Raw genomic sequence first — 14,277 nt, 5'->3', positions numbered from 1 at the left:
GTCACGCACCGTGGAGGTGGCTGGCACGCCCCCGCAACGGGTATCGGGCACCAGGCCAGACATCGGACAGATCGCCGATGAAGATCGGACTCGGCTGTGGCAATTCTCGCTCCGCCGCGTGATGCTTATTACCCGTGGGTACTACGGGGCCGTGCGACATGCGGAGGTGCCCATGCCAGACCACGCCGAGCTGACGCTCGCCGACGGCGTCCGGCTGCACGTACAGATCAGCGGCCCGGCCGACGCGCCCGTGACCGTCGTGCTGCTGCACGGCTGGTGCCTGGACCGTCGCACCTGGCATCACCAGATCCGCGCGCTGCTGGCGCGGGACAACGTCCGGGTGGTCGCCTACGACGCCCGCGGGCACGGGCGTTCGACCGCCACCCGCCGGCTCTCCGCCACGCTCGGGCAGCTCGGCGACGACCTGGCCGAGGTGCTGGGCACGTACGCGCCGCGCGGCCCGGTCGTGCTGGCCGGTCACTCCATGGGCGGCATGACCATCATGGAGTACGCCGACCGCCACCCCGAGGACTTCGCCTCCCGGGTCGGGGGCCTGCTCTTCGCCTCCACCACCGCCGAGGGCACGACGCACACCCGGTACGGGCTCTCCCCGCAACTGGCGATGCTGTTGCGGGCCGCCGAGACGACCGGCGCCGGGGTGCTGGCGCGCTGCGGGGCGTGGCGGCCGCACCGGGCCGTGCTGCCCGCGCTGCGCCCCGGGATCCGCTGGCTGCTCTTCGGCGACGGCCACGGCGAGGAGGCGGTCGAGGTGACGATGCGGGCGGTGGCCCGGGCATCGCTGCGCTCGATCGGCGGCTTCCGCGCGTCCATCGGCGCCCAGCAGCGGCTGCACACGCTGGCGGAACTGGGCGACGTACCGGCCGCGGTGCTGGTGGGCGAGCGGGACCGGCTCACCCCGCCGCCGTGCGCGGCGTCGATCGCCGACGCCCTGCCCGGCACCGAGCTGACCGTCTGCCCGGGCGCGGGGCACATGCTGATCGTGGAGCGGCCGGACGAGGTGACCGCGGCGCTGATCGCGGTCACCGACCGCGCGGCCACCAGCACTGCGGGCGAGCGGGCGCGCCGCCGGGCCCGGGCACGCCGGCGCAGCGGCTACGACCGCGCGGCGTAGGCGACCCGATCGTCCCGCTGATCCGGCGGCGCCGACGAGCTCGAGCTGCCAAGATCTAACGGAACGTACGTTAAGGGCGACACCGTGTTGTCACCCGGGCGTGCCCCGATCGACGCGGGCACCCCGACAGGAGTAGGTTCGATTGCCCCCTGGCGCCCGTACAGGTGGCACCCGTGTCGCCGACCGCGTTCTTCCAGGAGCCTGACCACCTTGACCGACGCCACCGTCCTGCAACAGGAGATCGCCGCCGAGCAGCAGCACGTCGACCGGGTGTACGCCCGGCTCGTCGAGTTGCGCCGCGACGCGTCCCGCGCCGAGAAGGAGGGATACCAGCTCGCCGGCGTGGGGACGTTCGGGGCGCTGGTCGAACGCGACGCGATGGTCTTCCACGCGGCCCGCCGCCGGCACGCCCTCGACACGGAGTACGAGGGCCTGGTCTTCGGCCGGCTCGACCTGGCCACCGGCGCGGTGCACCACGTCGGCCGGATGGGCATCCGCGACGAGCAGTCGCGCCCGCTGGTGGTGGACTGGCGTGCCCCGGCGGCGGCCGCGTTCTACCGGGCCACGGCCGCCGAGCCGCTCGGGGTGGTGCGGCGGCGGATGATCCAGTCCCGGCGCGAGCGGGTCACCGGCATCGAGGACGACCTGCTGGACCCCGAGGCCGCCCCGCCGGACATGCGGGTGGTCGGCGACGGCGCGCTGCTGGCCAGCCTGTCGCGGGCGACCGGGCGGGGGATGCGCGACATCGTCGCGACGATCCAGCGGGAACAGGACGAGGCGATCCGCTCCCCCGCCGCCGGGGTCACGGTGGTCACCGGCGGCCCGGGCACGGGCAAGACCGCGGTGGCGCTGCACCGCGCCGCGTACCTGTTGTATTCCGACCGCAACCGGTTCGCGGGCGGCGGCATCCTGGTGGTCGGCCCGTCCGGGGTGTTCGTGGACTACATCGCGACCGTGCTGCCGTCGCTGGGCGAGGACACCGCGACGCTGCGTTCGCTGGGCTCGATCATGGTGGGCTACGACGCGAGCCGGGTCGACCCGACGGGAGTGGCCGCCGTGAAGGGCTCGCTGAAGATGCGCCGGGTGCTGGAACGCGCGTCGCACGACGCCGTGCCGGGCGCCCCGACCGAGCTGCGGCTGCTGTACCGGGGCACGCTGCTGCGGCTGGACGCGGCCGAGCTGGACCGGATCCGGCGCCGGGCGCTGCCCAAGGGCGCGCGCCGCAACGAGGTCCGGGGCACCGGCTTCGACGGGGTGTTCGCCGCGCTCTGGACGCAGGCCCGCGCCCACCTGCGCAGCCTGCCGGAACGGGCGGACTTCGAGGCGGAGCTGGCGGACCGCCAGGACTTCCGCGAGTTCCTCAAGGCGTGGTGGCCCCGGTTCACCCCGATGCGGGTGCTGCGCTGGCTGGCCGACCCCGATCGGCTGCGGGCGTACGGCGAGGGTGTGCTGTCGCACGCGGAGATCCGGGTGCTGCAGGGCTCCTTCGACGCGCTGGCCGAGCAGGGCCCGACGATCGCGGACGTGGCGCTGCTGGACGAGCTGGACGAGCTGATGGGCCGCCCACGGCAGCCGCAGCGGCGCAGCAAGGACCCGTTCCACGTCCGGGACGGGGTGCGCGAGGTCAGCACGTACGCCGACCGGCAGGCCGCGGCGCGGGCCCAGCAGATCCGCCGCGACGACGACTACCGCGACTACGCCCACGTGGTGGTGGACGAGTCGCAGGACGTCTCGCCCATGCAGTGGCGGATGATCGGCCGCCGGGGCCAGTACGCGTCCTGGACGATCGTCGGCGACCCGGCTCAGACCGCGTGGGCCGGTGACCCCGCGGAGCTGGACCGGGCCCGGGACCGGGCGCTCGGTTCCCGGGCCCGCCGCACGTACGCGCTGACCACCAACTACCGCAACTCGTCCGAGATCTTCGCGGTGGCCGCGTCCGTGATCCGCGCGATCATGCCGGACACGCCGCTGCCGTCGGCGGTGCGCAGCACCGGGGTCGAGCCGGTCGACGTCGTGGTGGACGCGCCCGTGCTGCCCGCCGCGGTGCGCGAGGCCGCGGAGAAGCAGCTCGCCGAGGTGGCGGGCACGGTCGGGGTGATCACCCCGGTGCCGCGCCACGACGACGTCGCCGGCTGGGTGGCCGGGCTGCCGGAACGCGTCCAGGTGGTCACGGCGCTGGAGGCCAAGGGCATGGAGTACGACGCGGTCGTGCTCGTGGAGCCCGGCGAGATCGCGGTGGACCGCGCCGGCGTGCGCACCCTGTACGTCGCGTTGTCCCGGGCCACCCAGCGCCTGACCACGGTCGGGACTGACCGGGCCTGGCACCCGTGATCAGGGCCGTGGCACGCCCACCGCGGTGTACGGGGTGTCCGGCAGCTGCGGCGTGGTGAACCGGGCGTTGGGCAGGTAGAAGCGGTCGCCGAACTCGGCGATGGTGGTCGGCACGTCGAAGCGCGGGTCCGTGGTGCGCGACAGCACGGTTCCCCGGGTGGCCCGCCGATCCAGCTTGATCTTGGCGATCCGGTTGAGCCGGTTCTGTACGACGTAGAGGGTGCGCCCGCGCAGCCACAGGCCGTCACCGTTGGGCACGCTCTCGCGGCCGAGGTCGATGCGCCGGGTCACCCCGTCGTGGTTCACCCGGAAGAGCAGTCCCGTACCGGACTGCACGATGATCAGGCCGCGGCCGTCGGGGGTGGCCGTGATCCCGTTGGCGTTGAAGCTCGCCGGGTCCCACCGGATGTCCCCGCTCAGCGGCACGGCGGTCGCGGCCGAGGGCAGTTCGCCGTACCCGCCGAGCGGCAGCCGGAACAGCACCGGGTTGACGGAGTCGGTGAACCACGCGGAGCCGCCCGCGAGCGCGACGTCGTTGATGAACGCGGGGACGCGCTGCAGCCGGTAGGACCGCAGGACGCGGCCGGTGGCGGCGTCGAGCACGCGGGCGTCGCCGCCGTTGCCGCCGGCGACGAACAGGCGTCCCCGCGCGTCGAGTTTCATGCCGAGCGAACCGGTGCCGGGGCCCTGGCTGATGATCCGCCCGCGCCCGGTGCGCAGGTTCACCCGGTAGATGTCACCGTCGACGCGGGACCCGAAGTAGGCGTAGGCGGCGGCGCCGATGGCGATGCCTTCGGGGGCGAAGCCGTCCGGCAGCCGCAGCACGGCGGGCCCGGCGGAGGCCGGGCCGGAGACGACGGCTGGATCGAGGGCACCGGCGTGAGTGGCACCCGCCGCCGCGGGAATCACGGACCGGACGGGCACGGCGGCCCGGTCGGCGGCGGGTGCGGGATGGGCTGACGCGGGCGGGGCGAGGGCGGTGACGCCCGCTGCGGCCAGCGCGACAATCGCGAGAGTACGTCCGGACACGGAGCTTCCTTCCCGACAAAATGGAACATTCCTCTCGCTGATACCCCAGCCAGCCACCAAACCGCAACTTGCATACATAGCGATGTGAACATACATTGACCGCGGCGTACGGCCGCGCCGGAAGGGTGGACCAGATGGGAGCCGGGCACGACCACGGAGGTCAGGCACTGCGCGCCGGTGCGCGACACCGCACCCGGCTGTGGTGGGCCGCCATCCTGCTGGCCGCGTTCCTGGTCGTGGAGGCCGCGGTGGCCATCGGCACCGGCTCGCTGGCGCTGCTCTCCGACGCCGGACACATGTTCACCGACGTGCTCGGCATCGCCATGGCGCTGGCCGCGATCACCGCCGCGGCCCGGGCGCGCACCCATTCCCAGCAGACGTTCGGCCTGTACCGGCTGGAGGTGCTGGCCGCGCTGGCCAACGCGGTGCTGCTCACCGGCGTCGCGGTCTACGTACTGGTCGAAGGGGTCCGGCGGTTCACCGAGCCGCCGCCCGTGCCGGCCGCCCCGATGCTGGTGGTGGCCACCGCCGGGCTGGTGGTCAACCTGGTCGCGTTCGCGCTGCTGCGGGCCGGAGCCCGGGAGAGCATCAACGTACGCGGGGCCTACCTGGAGGTGGTCGGCGACCTGCTCGGCTCCGCCGGGGTGATCGTCGCCGCCGGGATCATCGCGCTCACCGGCTGGTCGTACGCGGATCCCATCGTCGCGGTCCTGGTGGCCCTGATGATCCTGCCGCGCACGTTCGGGCTGGCCCGCTCCGCGATCCGCATCCTCGTGCAGGCCGCCCCCAAGCACCTCGACGTGGCGGCGGTCCGGGAGCGGCTCGCGGCCGTGCCCGGTGTCTGCGGCGTGCACGACCTGCACTTATGGACCCTGACGTCGGGCATGGAGGTGGCCTCCGCCCACCTGCAACTGGAGCCGTCCGCCGAGCTCGGGGCCGTGCTGGCCACGGCCCGGCATGCCCTGCACGAGGACTTCGCGATCGAGCACGCGACGCTGCAGGTGGAGCCCGCTACCGGCGGCGGCACCTGCGCCCCCGCCGATTGGTGAACAGCTATGGCGATCATCACAGGTCACGGTGCACGATCGTCACAACCGTCACCGGCTTGGCCGACGGCCGGAATCGCCGACCGCGACCTCCCTACACTTCGTGGCTATGCAAGAGCGGAGGGAAACCATGGCCGAGACCGTGATCCATCAACCCCGCGTCGCATGGCAGGGCGCGCAGGCGTTCGTCCGCGCCGCGGGGGGTTCTGAGTACACCGCTTTCGCCGGCCGGGTGGTCAGCCGCCTCGGCACCGACCTCTACGGCGAGCTGGCGGACACCCGCGAACGTCTGCTCACCGCCGCGGCCGCCACCGGCGGCGACCGGCGGGCGGCGGACATCGAACTGGGCCGGTGGCGGGTCCGGCTGGAGGACCTGCTGCGTACGCATCCCGAACTGGCCGGCGCGGTCCAGGACCTCAGCGCCGAGCCGCACTGAGGGCAACTTCGCCGATCCGCCACGCTCAACCAGCACATCGGTGACACTTGGGGGCATGAATGCGCCCGTGCCCCTCCCCACCCAGGCGCCCGCATGACCAAACCCAGAATTCTGATCACCAACGACGACGGCATCGACGCACCCGGCCTGCGCTGGCTCGCCCGGGCGGTAGCCGGGGCCGGGCACGACGTGGTGGTCGCCGCCCCACTCACCGAGGCCAGCGGCAGCAGTGCCGCCGTGACCGCCGTCGAACAGGACGGCAAGATCGTGGTGCAGCCCCGTGAACTGCCCGGGACCACCAATGTGGCCGCGTTCGCGGTGGCCGCCTCACCCGCGTTCATCGTGCTGCTGGCGCTGCGCGAGGCGTTCGGGCCGGCACCGGCCATCGTGCTGTCCGGCATCAACCGCGGCGCCAACGCGGGCGCGGCGGTCGTGCACTCGGGCACGGTCGGGGCGACCCTGACCGCCTCGCACGCCGGGCTGCACGGGCTCGCGGTGTCCCTGGACGTGCTCACCCCCGCCGCCGCCACCACGCTGAGCGGGGGCGCGGCGATGGACCGCGGCGACGACGAGCGCCGGCACTGGAGCACCGCGGCCGACCTGGCCGTGCAGTTGCTGCCGACCCTCGTGCACACCCCGCCGGGCACCGTGCTCAACCTCAACGTGCCGGACCTGCATCCCGACGGCATCCGCGGGCTGCGCCGCGCCGGGCTGGCCCGGTTCGGCCAGGTTCAGATGAGCATCGCCGAGGCGGGCGAGGGCTATATCCGTACGGCGGTGCAGGCGGCCGACGAGCCCCTAGAGGACGGCACCGACCTGGCGGCCCTCGCCAACGCGTTCGCGGTGGTGACCCCGCTGCGCTCCCCCGGCGAGGCCCTGGACGTCCGCCTCCAACTGGAGGGCGTCCACTTCGCCGTGCCCGCGCACAGCTAGGACGGCCGCTCGCAGCGCCCGGGGCGCGAGGGTTCAGGCGCCGGACACCGCGGGCTGCTCCGCCGACTCGGGGCCCTCGTGCGGGTGCGGGGTGCCGAACAGCCCCAGCAGCCCGGCGACCCAGAGCTGGCGGTGCGCGAAGCGGCTCGGCTGGGTCACCACGAGCTGGGTGCCGCCGATCCGGGCGAGCTGGAAGGCCGCCACGAGGGCGCTGATCCCGGTGGAGTCGATGAACGTGACGCCCCGCATGTTGAGCTCGATGCGGGCGGGCTTGACCGCGTCGAGCTGGGCGGCCACGGCTTCCCGGATCTCGTAGGCGTTCTCGACGTCGATCTCGCCGATCGGCGAGATCTCCACCACGCCTGTGGCCAGCGTCGACGTCAGCATCGACAGCGTCACGGCACTACCTCCACCCGCCCGGGATGCCCCGGGCGTCTCCTCTGTGCGCGGACCGCGACGCAGCGTATTGCCACGCCCACTGCGACCCGTCGCCGGGGGGCGCACTTATCTCCCCCCGCTGGGCTCTGGTGAAACCGACCGAAAGGCTAGTCCGCGAACCTGACAGGCGGCTGTGCGCCCCATATGAAACAAGCCCAGCTTATCGAGCGACGTCCACCCAATTACCCAGAGTGATTTGCATCACAACCGAGGGTCACGCACTCGAACAGGTGACCGCCGGGGCGGACAGCGCGATCGCGCGGATCCGTTCACCTCTGCCCGCCTGGTGTCGAGACTTGCGCATTTCTTCCTTTACGCGGACCGTACCGCCTTCCCCTCTCCAGCGTTCACATTTCCCGGACTATTTCTGCTGCCAGCGCCGAATCCCGTGAACAAATGCATGAGCCACTGAGGTTACGGAGTCACGCGGCTGACACAACATTGAAAACGATCAATTAGATTTGTGAACCGCAGTCGTCTACGGAAAGGGGAATTCCGTATGAGATCAATCATCAGACCGGCGTCCGTCTCGGCGATCGCCCTGGCACTGACGCTGAGCGGGGGCGCGGTGGCCCAGGCTCAACCGTCCACCGCGGCGTCCGGCAACGTCAGCACGGTTGCCCGTACGGCGGACGGCCAAGCCGTCAACAGCCCGGCCGCCGTCGCGGCGGTGGAGGCGTACTGGACCCCGCAACGCATGGCGTCCGCCGTGGATCTGGACCTCAAGGCGCCGGACACCACCGGGCCGAGCGCAGCCGCGCCGCAGGGCAAGCCGGGCAGCATCGCCCCGATCCACCCGCCCAGAGGCATCGCCGCGCTGAACCAGTCCATCATCGTCGGCAAGGTGTACGTGACGGTGCCCGGTGGCACGGGGCAGTGCTCGGCGAGCGCGCTGAACAGCGGAAAGCGTCGCCTGGTCCTCACCGCGGGCCACTGCGTACACGCGGGCGCGGGCGGCGGCTGGTACTCCAACTTCATCTTCGTGCCGGGATTCCGGCAGGGCGCCGAGCCGGCGGGCCGGTTCGTGGCCGGCAACCTGACCGCCCGTACGGCGTGGGTCAGCAGCAGCAGCAGTGACGAGGACATGGCCATCGCGATCATGAACAACGGCGGCATCTACAACGCCAAGGTGGTCGACACCGTCGGCGGCATGGGCCTGCGGTGGAACTGGGGCTACTCGGTCGCGGTGACCATTCTCGGCTATCCGGCGGCCGGGGGCTTCCCGGGCGACGTCCAGTACTTCTGCCAGGGCACCACGTGGAACGGTCACAACCAGCAGGTCCGGGCCTGGTGCAACATGACGCAGGGTTCGAGCGGCGGGCCCTGGCTGCAGGAATACAACGATCAAACAGGTCTCGGATACTCCAACAGCGTCGTGAGCCACCGCCACGGCAACCCCGACCAAATGGACGGGCCGTACTTCGACAACGACATCAAGAGCCTCTACGACTACGCCGAGGGATTGTCACCGGCGTGATCAGCCTCCGATGAACGGCGGAGCCCGGCAATGGCGCCGGGCCTTCGTCGTGGTGACGACAAAAGCGAGATCATGGGAACGTACGGCACGGAAATCCCGTCCCAGCGGGTATGACGACCAGATGGCGGCGATTTCTCACGGCGGTGACGATCATGTCGATCGCGGGATGCGGCCAGGGCGCCGCCGACCAGCCCTCCCCGGCTGCGGCCCTCATCGGACGGACCTTCGTCTCCGCACCGGACCCGGCGGACGGCCAGACCAGGCAGCTCGTCGCGGGCTCCCGGGTGCGGCTCAGCTTCGAGCCGGGCACCCTGAGCGCCGAGGCCGGATGCAACCACCTCACCGCCACGGTCACCCCCGACGATCAGCGGCTGGTCGTGTCCGATGTCGGCGGCACGATGATGGCCTGCCCGGCCGCGCTGATGGATCAGGACGCCTGGCTGACCGGCTTCCTCCAGGAGGGTCCCCGCTGGCAGCTCACCGGCGACGTCCTGCTGCTGAGCACCGGCACCGCCCGGCTGCGGCTCGTCGACATCCGCTCCGCCGAGCCCGACCGGCCGCTGGCCGGTCCGCGGTGGTCGGTGCAGACCCTGGTCCAGGGCGACACGGCCGCCTCGGTCCCGGCCGGTACCCAGGCGCACCTGGTCTTCGGGGCCGGGCGGGTCACGGGCTCGGCTGGCTGCACCGGGCTCGACGGGGCTGTCACGGTCAGCGACACGACAGTTACCTTTGGTCAGATCACGGCCCGCGGACGGGACTGCAGCCCCGAATCGCGCGCGCTGGACCGCGCCGTGCTGGGAATGTTGCGCGGCACACTGTCCTACCGCATCACCGGCGCCCAACTCATGCTCACCCACCCGGACGGGCGGGCGCTGCAGCTCCGGACCACCTCCTGAGCGGGCGCGCCACGCCACACCGTCGGCTGCGGGACAGCGGGCCGTGGAGCAGGCTCGGTACAGTTGACCGCGATTTACTCCGGCCCAACGTCGGAGCCCTTGCCCGCCTCTATTAGATAAGGTCCGCAGGTGCTCAGTTCGGGACACCTTCTGGACAACCGCTATCGGTTGGACGAGCGCATCGCCACCGGTGGCATGGGCGATGTGTGGCGCGGCACGGACATCGTGCTCGGCCGTACCATCGCCGTGAAGGTGTTGCGGCAGAACATGATCTCCGATCCGGAGTTCGCCGCGCGCTTCTACGGTGAGGCCCGGATGATGGCGGCGTTCCGCCACCCCGGCGTCGTCGAGGTGTACGACTACGCCAGCGCCGGCGACCCCGCCGACGAGACGCAGTGCGCGTACCTGGTGATGGCGTACGTCGACGGGGAGCCGCTGTCCACCCGGCTCAAGGAGCAGGGCGCGCTCGAGGTCGCCGAGACCATGTCGATCGTCGCCCAGGCCGCGGACGCGCTGCATGCCGCCCACCTGAACGGCACGGTGCACCGCGACGTCAAGCCGGGCAACCTCATCGTCAAGCCGAACGGCACCGTGATCCTGGTCGACTTCGGGGTGGCCCGCTCGAACGCGGTCACCAGCGTCACCGGCCTCAACGCGATCGTCGGCACGGCCCTGTACATGGCCCCCGAGCAGGTGGCCAAGGGCAACGTCACCCCGGCCACGGACATCTATGCACTAGGCGCGGTGGCCTACCACTGCATCGCCGGACATCCGCCGTTCGACGGGGACAACGCGCTGCAGGTGGCGCTGCGCCACCTGGAGGAGGAGCCGGAACCGCTGCCCGGCGACGTGTCCCTGCCCGTGCGCCACCTGATCAGCCGCGCCATGGCGAAGTCGCCGGACGACCGCTTCGCCAGCGCGGCCGAGTTCGCGGACGCGGCGCTGGCCGCCGCCGGCCCGATGGACTGGCGCTCGCTCACCGGCACCGGCATGACCACGGCCCACCTGACCGGGACCAGCCTGGCCAGCCCGGCCGGCGCCCGGCTGACCGGTACGCAGCTCACCGCCCCGCCGCTGACCGTACCCGTCCCCCGCGCCCCGGTCGCCGCACCGCCCCAGCGCAGCCTCGGCCAGCGCAGCCGGTTCGCGGGCCTGCTGATCCTGCTCGGGCTGGCCGCGGTCATCATCGGATTCGGCATCGCCTTCGCGTCGATGGGCGGCGGCGGGGGCGAGAGCAACGGCGGCACGGTGAACCCGCCGTCAGTCGAGGCCAGCACGGACACCGGGGTATCGGACGAACCGGTGGAGCCGACCCGCACGTTCACTACGACGCGGGCGCCCAACAAGCCCGCCGGTACCCCCCAGCACCAGAGCTCCCCCGCGTCGGCTCCCCCGTCGGCCACGCCGTCCACGGCCCCGTCGACCACCGCCCCGACGACGGAGACGCCGACGACGACCCCGACGACGCAGACGACGACCACCACGCCCACGCAGTCCACCACGACGACGCCGACCACCGCCCCCACGGGCGGCGGCGGCGACGGCGAGGGCGTCGGCCCGGAGGCCGGTGGCGGCGGCTGACCCCGCCGCACCTCTGCACTGACCTGCGGCTCCGCGTGGCCGCGGCAAGGTCAACCCGGCACTGAGGTGATCCAGAGCGAGACTTGAACACGGCGGGATCAAGTCCGCCGGGGTCGCGCCGATGGGGCGGGAACTGGCGCGGTTGGTTGCAACCGGGCCGCTGCTCGAAAGGCCCCCCACATGACCACGCAGGCTTCGTACGGCCAGGACTTCGCCGGCTACCCGTCGCCGTCCGACCCGTACACATCGCAGCCCCTGCTGCCGCGGCCGCAGTACCCGACCGCGCCGCCGTGGGCGCAGCCACCGACGGCTCCGCCGAGCGAGTTCGACCTGGAGGCCCCCCACCTTCGTCACGGACAGGCACTGGTCCGTTACCCGGAGGAGTTGGAGCTGGCGACACGGCCGCGGCCGCCGGCGGCGTGGCCCGTGGCCGTGTGGACCCTGCTGTTCGGCGTTTTCGGCGCCATCCCCGCGCGCCGCCGCGCCGCGACAGCGCGGCGCATCCGGGCGGGGGTGGCGCCGTACTGGATCGTCTTCGGCGTGTCGCTGGTGCTCGGCGCCCTGGTCACCGTGGGTGTGGGCCAGGCGTTGATCCTGCCCGGGTATCTCGAGTTGCGGGAGGGCGCGGTGCTCAAGCAGCTCCAGGAGAACATCGTCACCGACGGCGAACTGCAGAAGGCCGCGAAGCTGACCGCGACCGAGGCGAAGTGCCAGGCGCTCGACGAGCGCGGCGACGACGGCCTGCGTGGCTACTCGTGCGTACTCACGCTCGCCAGCGGCAAGGACAAGGTGCTGCGGGTGACCGCGGACTCCAACGGGGACTGGACCGTCATGAAGCGGCGCTGAGGCCGCGGATGGGCGTGCCGCGCACGACACGCCCATCGGAGGAGTCAGAAGACGGGCACACCCCCGCGCACCAGCCGCCAGTTGGCGACGAAGAAGTCCGCGGGATCGATCTGGCCCTTGGCCTGCGCCCAGTCGATGAGCAGCTGACGGATCTCCTGCTGGGCGTTGTAGACCTGCGGTTTCACGATGCCGGGGAAGTTGCCGCCGCCGCTGCGGCGGTAGTTGTTCACCGCGACGACGAAGCGGGCGTCGGCCGCCACCTCGGCACCACCGAACGACAGCCGGGTGATCCGCTGCCCCACCGGCCGGCTGATGTCGATGTCGTAGTCCACCCCGGACAGGATGTCGTAGTTGTAGTCCGGGACCGCCGGGTCACTGATCGTCGCCGGATCCACCGGCGCCTGCGGGTCCAGCGTCACGAAGTACTTCGCGGAATACTCCAGGTACGCCCGAACCTCCGCGCCGGTGAGCACCACCGCCTCGAGCGTGTTGTCGTAGATGTACAGCCCGGCGACGTCCTTGATCTTCACCTCGCCCTTCGGGAACACCGCGGTCCGGCTGAACGGCGCCGCGATCGACAGCACCGGCAGCCCCGCGTGTTCCGTGCCGGCCAGCGCCGCGGCCACCGTGTCGGCCTGCACCTTGTTGATGAAGTCCAGGATCGGCGTGTCCCGGTAGCGCGATTCGGCCGCGGACAGTTCCTGCGTGGACGTGGCGACGACCCGGTTCACGTACGCGACGGTCTTGGCGTGCTGCGCCCGCACCGCCGCGAGCACGTCCGGATCCTCGGCCACGGTGTTGGTGTTGAGCGTGGCCGCCCTCTTCTCCGTGACGACCCAGCGCCCCCGGTCGCGGGTCAGCGTGAAGTCCATCCGGGTCAGCCGCTGGCCCCACTTCGACGGCTCCGACAGCAGCACCTGCGCTCCGGTGGCGTCGTTGGTGACGAACCGCTGCGGGACCTCCGCGTGGGCGTGCCCGAACAGGATCGCGTCGATGCCCGGCACCTGCTGCGCGATGAGCGCGCACGGGTTCTCGTTGGGCAGTTCCGGCCCGTAACTGGAGGTGCCGCTGTCGCCGCCGTGCGCGCTGACCAGGACCAGGTCGGCGCCGCGGGCGCGGATGATCGGCACCCAGTGCGCGGCCGTGGCCACCATGTCGCGGAACTCCAGCTTGCCCTCGACGTTGACCCGGTCCCAGATGGCGATGCCCGGGTTGGTCAGGCCGAGGATGCCCACGCGCAGCACGGGCGCGCCGGGACCCAGCGACACCTTCTTGATCACGTACGGGGTGAAGGCCGGGCGGCTCGTGCCCGCGTGCACCGCGTTGGCGGCCAGCGCCGGGAAACCGAGCTGGCGGATCCACAGGTTCAGCAGCGGCAGCCCGTAGTTGAACTCGTGGTTTCCGAGCGTCACCGCGTCGTAGCGCAGTACGTTCATGGCCCGCGACATCGGGTGCTTCTCGCCGGTCGAGGTGATCGGCTCCTGCTTGGCGTAGTACGTGGCCAGCGGCGTGCCCTGGATGGTGTCGCCCGCGTCGAGCACCAGGGTGGCTTTGCCGCAGCGCTGCGCCCGGATCTGGTTCACCAGGGCGGCCAGCTTGGCCACGCCGACGTCGTTGTGCGCCTTGTCGTCGAATTCGCGGTCGGAGTAGTAGTCCCAGTTGTAGACGTTGCCGTGGGTGTCGGAGGTGCCGAGCACGGTGAGGTCGTAGGTCTTCGTGGCGGGGTGGGACGGGGCGGCCTGGGACGGGGCGGCCTGGGCGCCGGCGGGCGCCGCGACCGGGGCGGCGACGGAGGCGGCCGCGACGGCCAGGATGCTGCGCCGGGACACCCGGGAGGGGAGGGTCATCGTGGGCCTTTCGGGGGATCGGTACGGCGCCTCGTGAGCGCCTCCCGCACCCTAACGGCCCAGACATCGACAATCGAGAGTGACCCGACTGCGGTCAACCCAGCTCGTGCAGCGCCTCGCGGAAGTCGTCGGCCGCCGATTCGTGGCGGGACGGCGGGCCCCGGCTCGATCGAGGACGCCGTGGCCGCCGTCAGCCGGGCAACCGGTTCGGCGCTGATTCTGATGGTGTGGACGATGGTCGACGACGCCGGATCAGCGCCTCCTTCGCGGTCCGACCAGCATGGC

The 14,277-nt window shown here is 72.0% G+C and carries 12 protein-coding genes; 9 read left to right on the top strand and 3 right to left on the bottom strand.

Annotated features, from left to right (window positions below; translation table 11 throughout):
- The first annotated feature begins 172 nt into the window (after positions 1 to 172).
- Both EV385_RS22870 and EV385_RS22865 read left to right on the top strand, forming a co-directional pair.
- A complete protein-coding gene (locus tag EV385_RS22870) occupies positions 173 to 1,132 on the top strand; it encodes an alpha/beta fold hydrolase (protein WP_130511312.1) in 960 nt (319 codons plus the stop codon).
- A 210-nt stretch (positions 1,133 to 1,342) separates the two neighbouring features.
- Positions 1,343 to 3,463, top strand: coding sequence for a HelD family protein (locus EV385_RS22865; protein ID WP_130511311.1), 2,121 nt, complete (start codon positions 1,343 to 1,345; stop codon positions 3,461 to 3,463).
- On the opposite strand, the gene EV385_RS22860 is transcribed toward EV385_RS22865, so the two are convergent.
- Positions 3,464 to 4,492 carry an SMP-30/gluconolactonase/LRE family protein gene (locus tag EV385_RS22860; protein ID WP_242625025.1) on the bottom strand — a complete coding sequence of 343 codons (1,029 nt, stop codon included), beginning with the start codon at positions 4,490 to 4,492 and terminating at the stop codon, positions 3,464 to 3,466.
- Positions 4,493 to 4,626: 134 nt separating this feature from the next.
- Between EV385_RS22860 and EV385_RS22855 the strand changes: the two genes are divergently transcribed.
- From EV385_RS22855 to surE, 3 genes are all read left to right on the top strand, one after another.
- Positions 4,627 to 5,541, top strand: coding sequence for a cation diffusion facilitator family transporter (locus EV385_RS22855; RefSeq protein WP_130511310.1), 915 nt, complete (start codon positions 4,627 to 4,629; stop codon positions 5,539 to 5,541).
- A 127-nt stretch (positions 5,542 to 5,668) separates the two neighbouring features.
- Complete coding sequence (locus tag EV385_RS22850) at positions 5,669 to 5,974, top strand: hypothetical protein (RefSeq protein ID WP_130511309.1); 306 nt, start codon at positions 5,669 to 5,671, stop codon at positions 5,972 to 5,974.
- A 93-nt stretch (positions 5,975 to 6,067) separates the two neighbouring features.
- Positions 6,068 to 6,907 carry a 5'/3'-nucleotidase SurE gene (surE, locus tag EV385_RS22845; RefSeq protein WP_130511308.1) on the top strand — a complete coding sequence of 280 codons (840 nt, stop codon included), beginning with the start codon at positions 6,068 to 6,070 and terminating at the stop codon, positions 6,905 to 6,907.
- Positions 6,908 to 6,940: 33 nt separating this feature from the next.
- Here the strand turns inward: surE and EV385_RS22840 are convergent, their stop codons facing one another.
- Entirely contained in the window at positions 6,941 to 7,306 is a 366-nt protein-coding gene (locus tag EV385_RS22840) for an STAS domain-containing protein (RefSeq protein ID WP_130511307.1), read from the bottom strand.
- 538 nt (positions 7,307 to 7,844) lie between these two features.
- Between EV385_RS22840 and EV385_RS22835 the strand changes: the two genes are divergently transcribed.
- From EV385_RS22835 to EV385_RS22820, 4 genes are all read left to right on the top strand, one after another.
- Positions 7,845 to 8,822 (top strand): trypsin-like serine peptidase, encoded by a 978-nt coding sequence (locus EV385_RS22835; RefSeq protein WP_130511306.1) that lies wholly within the window; start codon positions 7,845 to 7,847, stop codon positions 8,820 to 8,822.
- 152 nt (positions 8,823 to 8,974) lie between these two features.
- On the top strand, positions 8,975 to 9,718 hold the full coding sequence (locus EV385_RS22830; RefSeq protein WP_165449560.1) for an META domain-containing protein: 744 nt from the start codon (positions 8,975 to 8,977) through the stop codon (positions 9,716 to 9,718).
- A 129-nt stretch (positions 9,719 to 9,847) separates the two neighbouring features.
- Entirely contained in the window at positions 9,848 to 11,299 is a 1,452-nt protein-coding gene (locus tag EV385_RS22825) for a serine/threonine-protein kinase (RefSeq protein ID WP_130511304.1), read from the top strand.
- 180 nt (positions 11,300 to 11,479) lie between these two features.
- On the top strand, positions 11,480 to 12,145 hold the full coding sequence (locus tag EV385_RS22820) for a hypothetical protein (protein ID WP_130511303.1): 666 nt from the start codon (positions 11,480 to 11,482) through the stop codon (positions 12,143 to 12,145).
- Positions 12,146 to 12,189: 44 nt separating this feature from the next.
- On the opposite strand, the gene EV385_RS22815 is transcribed toward EV385_RS22820, so the two are convergent.
- Complete coding sequence (locus tag EV385_RS22815; RefSeq protein ID WP_130511302.1) at positions 12,190 to 13,992, bottom strand: bifunctional metallophosphatase/5'-nucleotidase; 1,803 nt, start codon at positions 13,990 to 13,992, stop codon at positions 12,190 to 12,192.
- Between the last annotated feature and the right edge of the window lie 285 nt (positions 13,993 to 14,277).

The sequence above is a fragment of the Krasilnikovia cinnamomea genome, from assembly GCF_004217545.1.
In the GTDB taxonomy this organism is placed as follows: Bacteria; Actinomycetota; Actinomycetes; order Mycobacteriales; family Micromonosporaceae; genus Actinoplanes; species Actinoplanes cinnamomeus.
This window is presented reverse-complemented; position numbering and strand designations above follow the sequence as displayed.

Coding starts and splice junctions, on each gene's coding strand:
- EV385_RS22870 (WP_130511312.1), top strand. CDS start 173: ATGCCAGACCACGCCGAGCTGACGCTCGCCGACGGCGTCCGGCTGCAC.
- EV385_RS22855 (WP_130511310.1), top strand. CDS start 4,627: ATGGGAGCCGGGCACGACCACGGAGGTCAGGCACTGCGCGCCGGTGCG.
- EV385_RS22850 (WP_130511309.1), top strand. CDS start 5,669: ATGGCCGAGACCGTGATCCATCAACCCCGCGTCGCATGGCAGGGCGCG.
- surE (WP_130511308.1), top strand. CDS start 6,068: ATGACCAAACCCAGAATTCTGATCACCAACGACGACGGCATCGACGCA.
- EV385_RS22835 (WP_130511306.1), top strand. CDS start 7,845: ATGAGATCAATCATCAGACCGGCGTCCGTCTCGGCGATCGCCCTGGCA.
- EV385_RS22830 (WP_165449560.1), top strand. CDS start 8,975: ATGTCGATCGCGGGATGCGGCCAGGGCGCCGCCGACCAGCCCTCCCCG.
- EV385_RS22820 (WP_130511303.1), top strand. CDS start 11,480: ATGACCACGCAGGCTTCGTACGGCCAGGACTTCGCCGGCTACCCGTCG.
- EV385_RS22815 (WP_130511302.1), bottom strand. CDS start 13,992: ATGACCCTCCCCTCCCGGGTGTCCCGGCGCAGCATCCTGGCCGTCGCG.